Source organism: Streptomyces sp. NPDC053541 (assembly GCF_044544705.1).
Taxonomy (GTDB): Bacteria; Actinomycetota; Actinomycetes; order Streptomycetales; family Streptomycetaceae; genus Streptomyces.
Genome location: NZ_JBITXM010000001.1, coordinates 274620 through 289374, shown reverse-complemented (window position 1 = coordinate 289374; position 14755 = coordinate 274620). Strand labels below are relative to the sequence as shown.

12 protein-coding genes are annotated in these 14755 nt (G+C 75.4%); 5 read left to right on the top strand and 7 right to left on the bottom strand.

Going from position 1 to position 14755, the window contains the following annotated elements; translation table 11 throughout:
* Positions 1 to 50 precede the first annotated feature (50 nt).
* The gene (locus tag ACIGW2_RS01485; protein WP_361574753.1) at positions 51 to 1151 is read left to right on the top strand and encodes a citrate synthase 2; all 1101 of its coding nucleotides are present in this window, start codon (positions 51 to 53) and stop codon (positions 1149 to 1151) included.
* A 98-nt stretch (positions 1152 to 1249) separates the two neighbouring features.
* Here the strand turns inward: ACIGW2_RS01485 and ACIGW2_RS01480 are convergent, their stop codons facing one another.
* The 4 genes from ACIGW2_RS01480 to ACIGW2_RS01465 all read right to left on the bottom strand — a co-directional run bounded on the left by ACIGW2_RS01480 (position 1250) and on the right by ACIGW2_RS01465 (position 5533).
* Positions 1250 to 2266 (bottom strand): isopenicillin N synthase family dioxygenase, encoded by a 1017-nt coding sequence (locus ACIGW2_RS01480; protein ID WP_391653328.1) that lies wholly within the window; start codon positions 2264 to 2266, stop codon positions 1250 to 1252.
* A gap of 335 nt (positions 2267 to 2601) precedes the next feature.
* On the bottom strand, positions 2602 to 3216 hold the full coding sequence (locus ACIGW2_RS01475; protein WP_399840519.1) for a TetR/AcrR family transcriptional regulator: 615 nt from the start codon (positions 3214 to 3216) through the stop codon (positions 2602 to 2604).
* Positions 3204 to 3926 (bottom strand): enoyl-CoA hydratase family protein, encoded by a 723-nt coding sequence (locus ACIGW2_RS01470; protein WP_391653330.1) that lies wholly within the window; start codon positions 3924 to 3926, stop codon positions 3204 to 3206. The genes ACIGW2_RS01475 and ACIGW2_RS01470 overlap by 13 nt, the downstream gene beginning before the upstream one ends.
* Positions 3923 to 5533, bottom strand: a complete 1611-nt coding sequence (locus ACIGW2_RS01465) for an AMP-binding protein (protein WP_399840516.1) — start codon at positions 5531 to 5533, stop codon at positions 3923 to 3925. The genes ACIGW2_RS01470 and ACIGW2_RS01465 overlap by 4 nt, the downstream gene beginning before the upstream one ends.
* A gap of 264 nt (positions 5534 to 5797) precedes the next feature.
* Between ACIGW2_RS01465 and ACIGW2_RS01460 the strand changes: the two genes are divergently transcribed.
* The 3 genes from ACIGW2_RS01460 (at position 5798) to ACIGW2_RS01450 (ending at position 9872) form a co-directional block, all read left to right on the top strand.
* On the top strand, positions 5798 to 7159 hold the full coding sequence (locus ACIGW2_RS01460; protein ID WP_399840515.1) for a hypothetical protein: 1362 nt from the start codon (positions 5798 to 5800) through the stop codon (positions 7157 to 7159).
* A gap of 98 nt (positions 7160 to 7257) precedes the next feature.
* A complete protein-coding gene (locus ACIGW2_RS01455) occupies positions 7258 to 8511 on the top strand; it encodes an AAA family ATPase (RefSeq protein WP_399840513.1) in 1254 nt (417 codons plus the stop codon).
* Entirely contained in the window at positions 8508 to 9872 is a 1365-nt protein-coding gene (locus tag ACIGW2_RS01450) for a VWA-like domain-containing protein (protein WP_399840512.1), read from the top strand. The genes ACIGW2_RS01455 and ACIGW2_RS01450 overlap by 4 nt, the downstream gene beginning before the upstream one ends.
* Before the next feature lie 23 nt (positions 9873 to 9895).
* Here the strand turns inward: ACIGW2_RS01450 and ACIGW2_RS01445 are convergent, their stop codons facing one another.
* A complete protein-coding gene (locus ACIGW2_RS01445; RefSeq protein ID WP_399840510.1) occupies positions 9896 to 10402 on the bottom strand; it encodes a YybH family protein in 507 nt (168 codons plus the stop codon).
* A 217-nt stretch (positions 10403 to 10619) separates the two neighbouring features.
* Between ACIGW2_RS01445 and sigJ the strand changes: the two genes are divergently transcribed.
* Positions 10620 to 11543 carry an RNA polymerase sigma factor SigJ gene (gene sigJ / locus ACIGW2_RS01440; protein ID WP_399840508.1) on the top strand — a complete coding sequence of 308 codons (924 nt, stop codon included), beginning with the start codon at positions 10620 to 10622 and terminating at the stop codon, positions 11541 to 11543.
* Between the two features lie 60 nt (positions 11544 to 11603).
* On the opposite strand, the gene ACIGW2_RS01435 is transcribed toward sigJ, so the two are convergent.
* A complete protein-coding gene (locus ACIGW2_RS01435; protein WP_356061100.1) occupies positions 11604 to 12740 on the bottom strand; it encodes an acyl-CoA dehydrogenase family protein in 1137 nt (378 codons plus the stop codon).
* A complete protein-coding gene (locus tag ACIGW2_RS01430; protein WP_399840506.1) occupies positions 12737 to 14707 on the bottom strand; it encodes an acetyl/propionyl/methylcrotonyl-CoA carboxylase subunit alpha in 1971 nt (656 codons plus the stop codon). The genes ACIGW2_RS01435 and ACIGW2_RS01430 overlap by 4 nt, the downstream gene beginning before the upstream one ends.
* Between the last annotated feature and the right edge of the window lie 48 nt (positions 14708 to 14755).

The following is a 14755-nucleotide window of genomic DNA, read 5'->3' as shown; positions in this document are numbered from 1 at the left end:
CGGAACGCCCGTTCCGGAGCGACCGATCTCTACGATTGAGGAGCCGCCTCATGTCCGACTTCGTACCGGGGCTCGAAGGAGTCGTCGCGTTCGAGACCGAGATCGCCGAACCCGACAAGGAGGGCGGCGCGCTGCGCTACCGCGGGGTCGACATCGAGGACCTGGTCGGCCACGTCTCCTTCGGCAACGTCTGGGGCCTGCTGGTCGACGGCGCCTTCAACCCCGGCCTGCCGGCCGCCGAGCCCTTCCCGATCCCGGTGCACTCCGGTGACATCCGGGTCGACGTGCAGTCCGCGCTCGCCATGCTCGCGCCGGTCTGGGGCCTGAAACCGCTCCTGGACATCTCCGCCGAGCAGGCCCGCGACGACCTCGCGCGCGCCGCTGTCATGGCCCTCTCGTACGTCGCGCAGTCCGCGCGCGGGCAGGGGCTGCCGATGGTGCCGCAGAGCGAGATCGACAAGGCGCAGTCCATCGTCGAGCGGTTCATGATCCGCTGGCGCGGCGAGCCGGACCCGAAGCACGTCAAGGCCGTCGACGCGTACTGGACCTCGGCCGCCGAGCACGGCATGAACGCCTCCACGTTCACGGCCCGGGTGATCGCCTCCACCGGTGCCGACGTCGCCGCCGCGCTCTCGGGCGCCGTCGGCGCGATGTCCGGGCCGCTGCACGGCGGTGCGCCGTCGCGCGTGCTCGGCATGATCGAGGAGATCGAGCGCACCGGCGACGCCACGGCGTACGTGAAGCAGGCGCTCGACAAGGGCGAGCGCCTGATGGGCTTCGGCCACCGCGTCTACCGCGCCGAGGACCCGCGCGCCCGTGTGCTGCGGCGCACGGCCAAGGAGCTGGCCGCGCCGCGCTTCGAGGTGGCGGAGGCGCTGGAGAAGGCGGCCCTGGAGGAGCTGCACAACCGCCGGCCCGACCGGGTGCTGGCCACCAACGTCGAGTTCTGGGCGGCGATCGTCCTGGACTTCGCGGAGGTCCCGGCGCACATGTTCACGTCGATGTTCACCTGTGCCCGTACGGCCGGCTGGTCGGCGCACATCCTGGAGCAGAAGCGCACCGGCCGCCTGGTGCGCCCCTCGGCCCGCTACACGGGCCCGGGGCAGCGGGACCCGCGGGAGATCGAGGGGTACGCGGACATCGTGGGCTAGAACCGGACGGCTGGAACCGGGCGGCTCGGGCCGGCCGGGCCGGACCGGACTGGACGGGCTGGACCGCACCCTGGGGAGCGGTCCGGCCCGTTCGGGCGTCAGCCGGTGGGCGCCAGCAGGTCCGCGTGGTGGCGGGCGGCGGCCAGGGGGTGGGCGCGGAGCTTCCCCTTGAGCTCGTTGCGACCGTACTCGGCGAACAGCGGGTTCGCCGGGTCGTCCGTGACGCCGGGGGCAGCCGAGGCGTGCGGGAACTCCAGCGGGGCGATCCGGGCGTCCAGGCGGGGGTTGTAGAAGAACGGGACGGAGAATCGTTCCGTCGCGCCGGGGGGCGAGACCACGCGGTGGTTGGTGGCGACCAGGTAGCCGTTGGTGGCCACTTCGAGGAGCTCGCCGAGGTTGACGACGAAGGCGCCGGGCAGCGGCGGAACGTCGTGGAACTCGCCGTCCTCCCGCTCGACCTGGAGCCCGCCGACCTGGTCCTGGAGGAGCAGGGTCAGGAAGCCGTAGTCCTTGTGCGCGCCGACGCCCTGGTCGTCGCCCGCGTCGCCGCTGCTGCCCGGGTAGCGGACCAGCTTGAGGTGCGGGTGGGCGTGGCGGCCGAAGGCCTCGTCGTAGAAGTCGGGGCGGGCGCCGATGGAGGCCAGCAGCTCGTGCAGCAGGCGCTCGGCGACGCCGGAGAGGCGCTCGATCCAGTTCAGCGCGGCGATCCGCAGCTCGGGCAGTGCCTCGGGCCACTGGTTGGGCCCCTGCAGCCACCAGTACGGGGGCTCCCCCGGCCCCGGCAGGTGCGCGGGCCGCTCGGCGCCGATGTCCAGCTGGTCCCGCCAGTCCCGGGCCCCGCCGGTCCGCTCGTCGCCCACCCGGGTGTAGCCGCGGAAGTGCGGCGAGTTGGTGGTGTCGAGGGCCAGCCGGTCGGCCTCGGGCAGCGCGAAGAAGGCGTGCATGGCGTCGGTCAGCGCGCGGGTCTCCTCGTCGCTCACGCCGTGCCCGACGAGCTGGAAGAAGCCCACGTCACGGGCGGCGGAGTGCAGCTGCGCGTGCAGCAGCCGCCGCGCCTGCGGGCCGCGGTCGGCGGCGGAGAGATCGACGATGGGGAGCTGCGAGGGGTAACTCATGATGTGCGTCCGCGTGGGGTGTACGGCGCCCGGCACGTCGCGGGGGTGTGCGGCGGTTCCGGGCGGTGGGGTGGGCGGTGTTGTCCGTGGGTCAGGGGCGACGGTGACCGGGACAGCCCATGCTCGCGACGCGGAGCAGGTCCACGTGGCGGCGACGTACGAGCGAAAGCATGCGACCAGAGTACTGCGGGGGAGGCCGGGGCGATGTGACGGGCGTCATGCGGCCGGGGCCGTCTTTTCGTCCCCCCGCCCCCGCCCCTTCCCGCAACCCTGCCGGGGGCCGGGGTCCGGCGGGGACGGCGCCCGGCACCGCGGGCGGGAAGCCCGCCCGGGCTTCAGCCCAGGGCCTCGTCCAGGAGTTTGGCCCATTGGGCGACGACGTGGTCGCGGCGGGGGCGGTCGTCGGTGAGGAGGGTGGCGAGGCCGAGGCCGCGGGCCATGTCGAGGAGGCCCTGGACGGATTCGCGGACGCCGGGGCGGGACTCGTCGGCGGCGAGGAGCTCGACGGCGATGCGGTGGGACTCGCGGCCGACGCGGGCCTCCAGTTCGGTGACGCGCGGGCGGAGCTGTTCCTCGTTGGAGGCGGCGACCCAGAGGTGGAGGGCCGCGCGGAAGAGGGGGCCGGTGTAGAGGTCGACGAGGGCGGCGACGACCGCGCGGCGGTCCTGGGTGGGGATCGTCCGCAGCGCCTGGGAGCGCTCCTCGGCCACGTACTCGACGGCCGCCGTGAACAGGTCCTCGCGGGTCGGGAAGTGGTGCTGGGCGGCGCCCCGGGAGACCCCGGCGCGCTCCGCCACCGCCGCGACCGTGGAGCCCGCCCAGCCGTGCTCGGCCAGGCAGGCCACCGCCGCCTCCAGGAGCCGCTGCCGGGTGGCGCGGCTCCTGTCCTGCTTCGGTCCGGGCTTCGGTCCCGGCTTCGGTCCGGGCTTCGGTCCGGTCAGAGCCGCCACGTGGGGTCCCGTCGTTCGAGGAAGGCCGTCATCCCTTCGCGCGCCTCGGCGGAGGCGAACAGCGAGGCCGACAGCTGCACCAGCTCCTCCGCCTCGCGTTCGAAGGTCTCCAGGACTCTAGCCGTGACCAGCCGCTTCGCCTCCCGCAGGCCCTGCGGGGAGCCCTGCCGCAGGCCGTTCAGGATCGTCTCGGCCTCGTCCGTGCCGCCCGTCACCAGGCCCATCCGCCGCGCCTCGGCCGTACCGAAGCGCTCGCCGGTCAGGTAGTAGCGGGCCGCCGCCCGCGGCTCCAGCTTCGGCAGCAGGGTGAGCGAGATGACGGCGGGGGCGACCCCGATCCGTACCTCCGTGAGCGCGAAGTCGGACTCCTCCGAGGCCAGCACCACGTCACAGGCCCCGAGCAGCCCGAGCCCGCCCGCCCGCGCGTGCCCGTCGACCACGCCGACCACCGGCTTCGGCAGCTCCACGATCTGCCGCAGCAGGTCGACGAAGGCGTACGGCCCGGGCGGCGCCTTCAGGTCCGCGCCCGCGCTGAAGGTGCCGCCCGTGTGCGTCAGCACCACCGCGCGGACGCCCGGGTCCTTGCCGCACGCGGTCAGCGCGTCGGCGAGCTCGGCGACCAGCGGTGCCGAGAGCGCGTTGCGGTTGGCCGGCGCGTCCAGGGTGAGGGTCGTGATCCCCCGGTCGGAGGCCGTACGGAGCAGACTCATGCGCGGTCCCCCGCCTCTCGTGGTGCCCTTGTCCGCAGTTCCCTGCGCAGGATCTTGCCCGACACCGCCCTCGGCACGCTGTCGATGAACTCCACCTGCCGGATCTTCTTGTACGGGGCCACCCGCTCGGCCACGTACGCCATGACCTCCTCCGCGCCGAGCCCGGCCGCCGCGGCCTGGCGCACCACGAAGGCCTTCGGGACCTCCGTGCCCTCCCCGTCCACGACCCCGACGACCGCCGCGTCGGCGACGCCCTCGTGGGTGAGCAGCAGCGCCTCCAGCTCGGCCGGGGCGACCTGGAAGCCCTTGTACTTGATGAGTTCCTTGACCCGGTCGACCACGTACAGCCAGCCGTCCTCGTCGACCCGCCCGACGTCCCCGGTGCGCAGCCAGCCGTCCGCGTCGATCATCGCGGCGGTGGCCTCGGGCCGGCCCAGATAGCCCTTCATGACCTGCGGCCCGCGGATGGCGATCTCGCCCTCCTCGCCCGCCGGCACGTCCTTCTCCGGGTCGTCGAGCGCGAGCAGCCGCAGCTCGGTCGAGGGCAGCAGCGTGCCGACCGTGCCCGGCGGCGGGTGCTCGGTGGCCAGCGGGACCAGGTGGGTGGCCGGGGACAGCTCGGTCATGCCGTACGCCTGGAGGATCGGCGGCAGTCCGAGCCGCGCCGAGCACGCCTCGGCGAGCGCCGCGTCGAGCGGGGCGGCCGAGCAGACGATGTACTTCAGCGACGACAGGTCGTAGTCCGCGACCGCCGGGTGCTTGGCGAGCGCGAGCACGATCGGCGGCGCCACGAACAGGGCCTCGATGCGGTGCTTCTCGATCGCGGCGAGGAAGGAGTCGAGCTCGAAGCGGGGCAGCACGACGACGGTGGCGCCGCGCCGCAGCGGGGCGTTCATCAGCGCCGTCAGGCCGTACACGTGGAAGAACGGCAGGACGGCGAGGATCCGCTCGCCCGGCCCCATCGGCAGCAGCGGTTCCAGCTGCGCCAGGTTGGTCGCGATGGAGGTGTGGGTGAGCATGACGCCCTTGGGGACGCCGGTGGTGCCGGAGGAGTACGGGAGGGCGGCGACGTCCGTGTCCGGGTCGATGTCCGGGTCGGGCTCGGGGGCGGTCGAGGCGAGGAAGGCCTGGAGGGAGCGGGTCGCGTCGCCCTCCGGCGCGGTGTCGCAGAGCAGGATCTCCTCGATGCCGCCCGCGAGTTCGGCGGCGGCGCGGGCGGTCGCCAGCAGCGGCGACACGGTCACGATCCAGCGCGCGGCGGAGTCGCGGAGCTGCTTGGCGAACTCCTCGGGCGTGGCCAGCGGGTGCACGGTGGTGACGGAGGCGCCGGCCCGGGTCGCCGCGTAGAACGCGACCGGGAACAGCACCGTGTTGGGGCTGTGCAGGGCGAGCACGTCGCCCTTGCGGAGACCGGCCTCGGCGAGCCCGGCGGCCACGCGCCGGTGGAAGGCGTCCACCTGCGCGTACGTGAGGGTGAGCGCACCCTCCCCGCCGCTGCCGTCGATCAGCGCGGGCCGCTCGCCGAACTCCGCGGCACGGCCGAGGACGGCCTCGTGGATGGGGCGGGAGACGACCGGGACGTCGGCGTATTCACTGCGGAACACCATGCGTGCGTGCCCCCTGACTCTGGGTGGTTGGTGGCGTGGCGACAGGATGGCTGGTGCGCGGGCGATGTGGGGAGACCTTTGCAGCAGTCGGAGAAACAAGCAAGCGTGCATGCATGATTCGCGGGATCCCGCTCGCACCGGATCCCGCCGGCGGGAAATCCCTGGCGCGCCGGAACGGGCCGTGGTTACGATCGCCGCGATGACGACCCACTCCGCCCTCAGAGTTTTCGGATGGGGGGTCCCGTTCGCGCAAGGTGAGTGCTGATGGGCCCTCACCTCGTGGACGGCGACACCGCCCGTTCCCTCCCTTCCCTTTCGGAATCGCTTCCCGAATTCTGGTCGCGCGTACGCGAGTTCGCCGTGCCGACCCGCATGATCGAGACCGCGACCGCCCGCCGGCTGCGCGGCGACTGGGCCGGGGCGTGCGCCGCCGCCGGCTTCGACGTCGACCTGGACCTCCGGCTGCTGGCGCGGGCCCGCGGCCGTGAACTCGCCGCGCTCGTACGGGCGGACCTGCGGCACCTCGCACCCGACCTGCTGCGCTGGCACCTGCCTCGGATCGCGCCCGACGGGCTGCTGCGGCCCGGCCTCACCATCACGCTCGCGCGCTACGCGCTCCCTCCCGACCGGCCGCCCCTGCACCTGGTGGTGCGCACGCCGCCGGCCTGGGCGGCGGGCGGGCAGCGCGTCGGGCTCACCCTGTGGGACGGGGCGGACCCCACCTGGGACGACCCCGCCCATCCGCATCCCCGGCCCGGCCGGCGCTTCCGGCTCGACCTGCACCGGCACCTGTGGGACGCGCGCCGGGCCGGTGAGCTGCGGGAACGCTCCGGGGCCGACCGGCCGCCGGTGCCCGAGACCGAGCGGTGGGCGGCCGAGACCGAGCGGTGGGCGGCCGAGGCCCGCATCCTGCTCGCCGCCGAGGGACGGACGGCGGGCGAAGTGGCCGTACGCGCCGGGGCCCGGCGGCTCGTCCTGGACGTCGGACCCGACGCTTGCGCGGTACGGCCGGAGGGCGGCGTCCCCGGCGGGCGGCTGCCGTTGCTGCCCGACGCGGCGACCCGGCCGTCGCCCGACCTGGAGCTGCTGCGCGCCGGGGCGGTCGGGCCCGGGCGGCTGCACCCGCTGGTCGCCGCCGCGCTCGCCCCCGGCGCCGGGCCCGGGGTGCGGGCGCCGGACGACCCGACGGCACCCCGGATCGTGGAGTGCCGGGGCGCCCGGCACCGGATCGGCCTGGTCGACGGGGTGCTCGCGCCGCTCGACCACGACCCGGTGCAGCTGCGGCGGGAGGAACTCCTCGCCGCCCTCGACGGGCCGCCGCTGCCCTGTCTGCGGGCCGTCGACGAGGCCCACCGGCGGCCGGACTGCCTCGACGGGGTCCGGGACCGGATCCTGCACGGCGACGTGGCCGGGGCCCTCGCCGTCGTCGAGGCCCTGCTCGGCCCCGCCGCCGTCCTGCGGGACGGGCCGCTGCGCGGCGCGCTGCACGGCGCGACGGCGCAGCGGCTCGCGTACGGCCTCTACCGGGCCGGGCTCGCCGGGCCCCCACCGCCCCGCCTGCTCCACGAGCATCCGCAGCACCCCCACCCACGCCGCACCCGCCGGCTCCCGCGCCGCGCGCTCTAGACCCGTTCCGGGCCCGAGTCGGCCCGACGCGCGCTACGGGCCCGAGTCGGCCCCGCGCCCCGCCTCTCCTTCCCTTCTCACACACCCTGGTGACCCTTATGACCACATTCGCCCTGTCCGCCACGCCCTCCGGCCCCGCCGCGCACTCCGAGATGGACGTCGCCGCCGAACTCCTCGGCCTCCTCCGCGACACCCGCACCGAACCCCGCCCCGACCCCCAGCTGGAGGCGCTGACCCTCGCCGTCGCCGCCGACCTGCCCGTACTCCTGTGGGGCGAGCCCGGCATCGGCAAGACCGCCGCGCTCCACCAGCTCGCCGAGACCCTCGACCTGCCGCTGACCACCGTCATCGCGAGCGTCCACGAACCGTCCGACTTCTCCGGTCTGCCGGTCGTCGGCGACGACCCGGCCGAGCAGGGCGTGCCGCTGGCGCCGCCGGACTGGGCGGTGCGGCTCGTCCGGGCCGGGCGCGGGCTGCTGTTCCTGGACGAGCTGTCCACGGCCACGCCCGCCGTGCAGGCCGCGCTGCTGCGGCTGGTCCTGGAGCGGCGCATCGGCGCGCTCCGCCTGCCGCCCGGCGTACGGATCGTGGCCGCCGCCAACCCGCGCGCCTCGGCCGCCGACGGCTGGGAACTGAGCGCGCCGCTCGCCAACCGCTTCGTGCACCTCCAGTGGGCGCACGACGCCGAGGTGGTGGTACGCGGCCTCGGCGGCACCTGGCCGCGCGCGACGCTCCCCCGGCTCGACCCGGACCGGCTGCCCGAGGCCGTCGACTTCGCCCGGCGCGCGGTCACCGGGCTGCTCACCGCGCGGCCCACCCTGGTGCACCGGCTGCCGAGCAACGAGGCCCGCAAGGGCGGCGCCTGGCCGTCGCCGCGCAGCTGGGACATGACGCTGTCCCTGATCGCCTTCGCCACCGCCGCCGGGGCCGGCCGGGACGTGCTGGCCCAGCTGGTGCGCGGCACCGTCGGCGACGGGCCCGGGCTCGAACTCCTCGCCTGGATGGACCGTATGGACCTGCCGGACCCCGAGCTGCTGCTCGCCGACCCGGCGGGCGCGGAGCTGCCGGAGCGCGGGGACCGGCGCCAGGCCGCCCTGGAGGGCGTGGTCGCGGCCGTGAACGCCCGGCCGGAGAAGGACCGTTGGGACGCGGCCTGGGAACTCCTCGTCCGGGCGGCGGAGACCGGCGCCCCGGACCTGGTGGTGGTGCCCGCCACCACCCTCGCCGGGCTGCGCCGCGAGGAGTGGGAGGTGCCGGCCGCAATCGAGCGCCTCGCGGGCGTGGTGGACGTGAACCGGCGTGCGGAGCGCGGAGAGGGCATGGAGCGCGCGACGGCGGGTGCGGGGCGATGAGCGGCGCGACGAGCGGCGCGACGAGCGGGGCGACGAGCGGGGCGATGCCCCTGCCGACGGGCAGGTCGGCCGCCGGCCCGTCCCCGGCCCCCGACCCCTCCCGCGACCTCGGCCGCGCCCCCTCCCCCGACCTCGACCTCGACCTCGACCTCGACCTGAACAAGCTGTACGCGGCGCGGCTGCGGGCCGTGCGGGCGCGGCCGTACCTGGCCACCGCGCTCTTCGCCCTCCGCGTGGTTCCGTCGCGACGGGTGCCCACCATGGCCGTGGACCGGTACTGGCGCTGCTACGCCTCGCCCGGCTTCGTCGCGCGCACGCACGTCGACGAGCTGGCCGGGGTGTGGGTGCACGAGGTGGCGCACCTGATCCGGGACCACCACGGGCGCGGGGACCGGATCGCGCGCCGGGAGGGCTTCGACGGTCCGGCCGACCGGCTGCGGCTGAACATCGCGGCCGACTGCGAGATCAACGACGACATCTACGGCGACGGGCTCGACGCGCCGAGGGGCGCGGTCACTCCGGCGCTGCTCCAGGTGCCGCCGGACGAGCTCATGGAGGACTACGTCCGGCGGATCCGCCTGGAGTCGCTGCCGGGCGGGGCCCACCTGTGGCTGGACTGCGGCAGCGGCGCGGACGGCCGGGAGCGGGCGTGGGACCTCGGGCCGGACGGCGCGGACGGGCTGAGCGAGCAGGAGCAGGACGCGGTGCGCTTCCGGGTCGCGCAGGCGCTGTCCGGGCCGCCGGGCAGCGCGCCGCGCGGCTGGCGGCGGTGGGCGGAGGAGGCCTTCCACGCGCCGCAGCCGTGGCGGGAGCTGCTGGGCTCGGCGGTCCGGGCGGCGGTGAGCGGCGGCGGGGCGGGCACCGACCACAGTTACGGGCGGCCCTCGCGCCGCTCGGCCGCGCTGCCCGGCGTCGTCCTGCCGAGCCTGCGCCGCCGGCCGCCCCGGGTGGCGGTGGTGATCGACACCTCGGCCTCGGTCAGCGACGCCGAGCTGGGCAGCGCGCTCCTGGAGGTGGCCGCGATCACCCGGACGGTCGGCGGCCGGGACCGGGTCAGCGTGGTGTCCTGCGACGTCGCCGCCCGGGTCGCGGGGCCGCTGTGCGAGGCGGAGGGCATCCCCCTGATCGGCGGCGGGGGCACCGACCTGCGGGCCGGCTTCCGCACCGCGCTCGGCCGGTCGCCCCGCCCGGACGTGGTGGTCTGCCTCACGGACGGCCAGACCCCGTGGCCCGCCGTCGCCCCGCCCTGCCGCACGGTCGTGGGCCTCTTCCCCCGCCCGTTCTACGGCCTGCGCCCGGGCGACGACGGCTACGTCCCGGACACCCCGCCGGACTGGGCCCGCACGGTCCGGATCGGCTGAGGCCGGGGGCGGGATCGGCGGGATCAGGCGGGCTGGTCCTTGTCGGCGGGGAGCCAGACGCGGAAGGTCGTCGGGTCGACCGGGATCGAGACGTGCTCGTGGGTGATCCTCCAGCCGCCCGGGGCACCGTGCCCGTCCCGCTCCCCTCCCCGCTCCCCGTCGCCGTCGCCGGTCCGGCGCAGGCACACGCTCTCCCGTACCCAGATCGACGCCTGGACCCCGCCCTTCCGCTCCCCCGTGTCCCGGTGGAGCATGTGCGCGAAGGCGGCGTCGCCGCTCACCACGAGGGTGCGGTCGTGGGTCTCCAGGGTGATCGGGCCGAGGTAACCGTCGAACCAGCGCAGGAAGTTGCGGCGGATCTCCTCGGTGCCGGTGAACCGGAGCGGGGGCACGACGTCGTAGTAGACGGCGTCGGGGGCGTAGCAGGACATCAGTCCGTCGATGTCCTTCGCCTGCTGGGCCTCGGCGCGGCGCGCCAGGAACTCCTCCAGCACGGACTTGTCGGTCCTCGTCCCGTCGGTCGTGGTCATGGCGTACTCCTCGGGTGTCGGCCGATCCGGATACGGATGCGGATGCGGTTCGGGCTTCACCGGTAAGGACGAGAGCGCCCTGCGGGATGTGAGGCGGGACCGTGACCTCACGTTCCGGGCCGCTGTCTCGTCGTACGCACGAAGGCCGTACGCACGAAGGCCGTACGCACGAAGGCCCCACGCGCAGGGGAACCACGACCGAGGGAGCCGCACCACCATGACCGCACCGTCCGCACCGTCCGGGCCGTCCGTCGCCGACGAGCGGGCCCGGCTGCTCAACCTCGCCTACCGGATGCTCGGTTCGCGGGCCGAGGCCGAGGACGTCGTGCAGGAGACGTACGCCCGCTGGTACGCCCTCTCCGAGCCGCAGCGCGCGGCGGTCCTGGCACCGCACAGCTGGCTGACGAAGGTGGCCGGCCGGATCTGTCTCGACGTGCTGCGCTCGGCGCGGGTGCGGCGGGAGAGCTACGTGGGCGAGTGGATCCCCGAGCCGCTGCCGGAGCGCACCGAGTGGCTGGCGGGAGCGGCGTACGAGGGCGCGGCCGACCCCGCCGAGCGGGTCACGCTCGACGAGTCGGTGTCCATGGCGTTCCTCGTCGTCCTGGAGGCGATGACGCCGGCCGAGCGCGTGGCCTTCGTGCTCCACGACGTCTTCCGCTATCCCTTCGACGAGGTCGCCGACATCGTCGGGCGCAGTTCCGCCGCCTGCCGTCAGCTCGCGTCCTCGGCCCGCCGCCGGGTCCGCGACGCGCGGTCCTCGGCGGGCACCGTGCCGACGGGCGGGCGCGCCCGTGTCGTGAGGGAGTTCAAGGAGGCCTGGGAGGCCGCCGACATCCAGGCCCTGGTCGCCCTGCTCGACCCGGGCGCGACGGCGGTCGGCGACGGCGGCGGGCTCGTCTCGGCCGTCACGCGGCCGATCGAGGGAGCCGAGCGCGTGGCGCGCTTCTTCGCCGAGCGGACGCTGCCGGGCCGCCTGTCGGTCGAGGAGACCCTCGTCAACGGGCAGCCCGGCCTCGTCGCCGCCCTGGACGGCGCGGTCGTGGCGGTGTACGCCTTCGACGTCGTGGACGCGCGGATCCACCGCATCTGGGCGGTGCTCAACCCGGAGAAGCTGCGCCCCTGGACCGAGCAGCGTCCCTGAACGGGGCGGCCCTGACCCCGCCCCGCCCCCTTTCCCTCGCTCCCCGTCGCCCCGCCCCGGTCAGTACGACTTGGGCAGGCCGAGGGTCTGGTGGGACACGAAGTTGAGGATCATCTCGCGGCTCACCGGCGCGATCCTGGCCACCCGGGCGGCCGTGATCAGGCGGGCGAGGCCGAACTCGCGGGTCAGGCCGTTGCCGCCGAGGGTGTGGACGGCGGTGTCGACGGCCTTCACGCAGGCCTCGGCGGCGGCGTACTTCGCCATGTTCGCGGCCTCGCCCGCGCCCGCGTCGTCGCCCGCGTCGTACAGGGCGGCGGCCTTCCGCATCATCAGACGGGCCAGTTCGAGCTCGATGTGGGCCTGGGCCAGCGGGTGGGCGATGGCCTGGTGGGCGCCGATCGGGGCCTTCCAGACCTGGCGCTCCTTCGCGTACGTCACGGCCCGGGCGAGGGCGTGGCGGCCCATGCCGATCGCGAAGGCGGCCGTCATGATCCGCTCGGGGTTCAGGCCCGCGAAGAGCTGGAGGAGTCCGGCGTCCTCGTCGCCGACGAGCGCGTCGGCCGGCAGGTGGACGTCGTCGAGGGTGAGCTCGAACTGCTTCTCGTCGGCGTCGAGTTCCATCTCGATGTGCCGGCGGCCGAAGCCGGGGGTGTCGCGCGGCACGATGAAGAGGCAGGCCTTGAGGTTGCCGGTGCGGGCGTCGGAGGTGCGGCCGACGATCAGGGTCGCGTCGGCGATGTCGACGCCGGACACGAAGACCTTGCGGCCGTTGAGCACCCAGCCGTCCTCGGTACGGGTGGCCGTGGTGGTGATGCGGTGCGAGTTCGAGCCGGCGTCGGGCTCGGTGATGCCGAAGGCCATCGTGCGCGTGCCGTCGGCGAGGCCCGGCAGCCAGGTCCGCTTCTGCTCCTCGGTGCCGAAGCGGGAGATCACCGTGCCGCAGATCGCGGGCGAGACGACCATCATGAGGAGCGGGGCGCCGGCCGCGCCGGTCTCCTCCAGGACGATGGACAGCTCGGTGATGCCGCCGCCCCCTCCGCCGTACTCCTCGGGCAGGTTCACGCCCAGGTAGCCGAGCTTGCCGGCCTCCGCCCAGAGGGCGGCCCGGTCGAAGCCGGGGCCGTGGCGGTGGCCGAGGGCGGAGACGGCGGCGCGGAGGGCGGTGTGTTCCGCCGACTCGACGATGCTGGTGCTCATGCGGACGGGTCCTCCTGTGCTTCGGTCGATACGACGGCGAGCAGGGCGCCGACCTCGACCTGGTGGCCGGGGGCGGCGTGGAGCGCGGTGAGCGTGCCGGAGGCGGGAGCGGTGACGCGGTGCTCCATCTTCATGGCCTCCAGCCAGAGGAGCGGCTGCCCGGCCTCGACGCGGTCGCCGACGGCCAGGCCCTCGGCGATCCGGACGACGGTGCCGGGCATGGGGGCGAGCAGGGAGCCGGGGGCCCGGCTCTCGGCGGGGTCGGTGAAGCGGGGGCGGGGAACGAGCCGGTGCGGGCCGACGTGGACCACCCCGTCGGGGTCGCGGGCGACTTCGAAGTCCCGTACGACGCCCGCGACTTCGAGACGCACCCGGTCCGGTGTCGCGGACACGGCGGTGACGCCCTCGGGGGCGGTGACCTCGTGGCCGCCGGTACGGGTCGGGCGGTAGCGCACCTCGTACGCCGCGCCCCGGGCCTCGTACGTCCTCGTCTCGTCCTGCGCGCGGACGTTGCGCCAGCCGCCGCCGAACCGGCCCGCGCGGGCGGCGGCCTCGGCGAGCGCCGCGGCCACGGCGGCGTGCTCCGCGCCGGGGCGCGGGGCGGTGAGGGCGGCCAGGTGGCGGGCGTAGAAGCCGGTGCCGAGGCGCTCGGGGTCGGCGACGTCGGGGTGCCGGAGGGAGGCGACGAGCAGGTCCCGGTTGGTGACGGGGCCGTGCAGCACGGTCCGTTCCAGGGTGTGGGCGAGCTTGCGGAGGGCCGCCGCCCGGGTGGGGGCGTGGACGATCACCTTGGCGAGCATCGGGTCGTAGTGGACGCCGATCGGGTCCCCGGAGGCGTAGCCGGTGTCCACCCGCACCCCGCCGCCCGGAACCCCGCCTCCGCCCGGAACCCCGCCGCCGGCCGGCGCCCCGCCGCCCGCCGCCCTTTCCCCCGGCACCTCGAAGCGGTGCAGGACGCCGGTCTGGGGGGCCCAGGCAGCCGCCGGGTCCTCGGCGTAGAGCCGGGCCTCGACGGCGTGGCCTCGCGGGGCCGGCGGCTCGGCGGGCAGCGGGCCGCCTTCGGCGACGGCGATCTGGAGGGCGACGAGGTCGACCCCGTACACCTCCTCGGTGACCGGGTGCTCGACCTGGAGGCGGGTGTTCATCTCCAGGAAGTGCGCCCGGCCGTCGGCGACCAGGAACTCGACGGTGCCGGCGCCGACGTAGCCGACGGCCTTCGCGGCGGCGGCCGAGCGCGCGTACAGCTCGTCGACGAGCGCGGCGGGCAGACCGGGGGCCGGGGCCTCCTCGATCACCTTCTGGTGGCGGCGCTGGAGGGAGCAGTCGCGGGTGCCGAGGGTCCAGACGGTGCCGTGGGCGTCGGCGAGGACCTGCACCTCGACGTGCCGGCCGTCCTCGACGTACGGTTCGACGAACACCTCGCCGTCCCCGAAGGCGCTCGCCGCCTCGGCGGACGCGGCCCGCAACTCCGGCTCCAGGTCCGCCAGTTCGCGGACGATCCGCATGCCCCGGCCGCCGCCGCCCGCCGCCGCCTTGACCAGGACGGGCAGGTCGGCCTCGGTCACGTCGGTGAGGGGCGCGATGCCGAGGAGTTCCTTGGCGCGGGTCTTGGAGGCCATCGCCTCGATGGCCTCGGGCGGCGGCCCGATCCACACCAGGCCGGCCTCGGTCACGGCCCGCGCGAAGGCGGCGTTCTCGGAGAGGAAGCCGTAGCCGGGGTGCACGGCGTCGGCGCCGGCCGCGAGCGCGGCGGCCACCACCAGGTCGGCGCGCAGATACGTCTCCGCGGGCGCGGCGCCGGGCAGCCGCACCGCCGCGTCGGCCTCGCGGACGTGCAGCGCGCCGGCGTCGGCGTCGGAGTACACGGCGACGGTGGAGATGCCCAGGGCGCGGCAGGTGCGGAAGACGCGGCAGGCGATCTCGCCGCGGTTGGCGACCAGGACGGAGGAGATCGGTCCGGTGGGCATCGGTCCCGTGGGCATCGGTCCCGTGGACATCGGTCCCGTGGACATCGG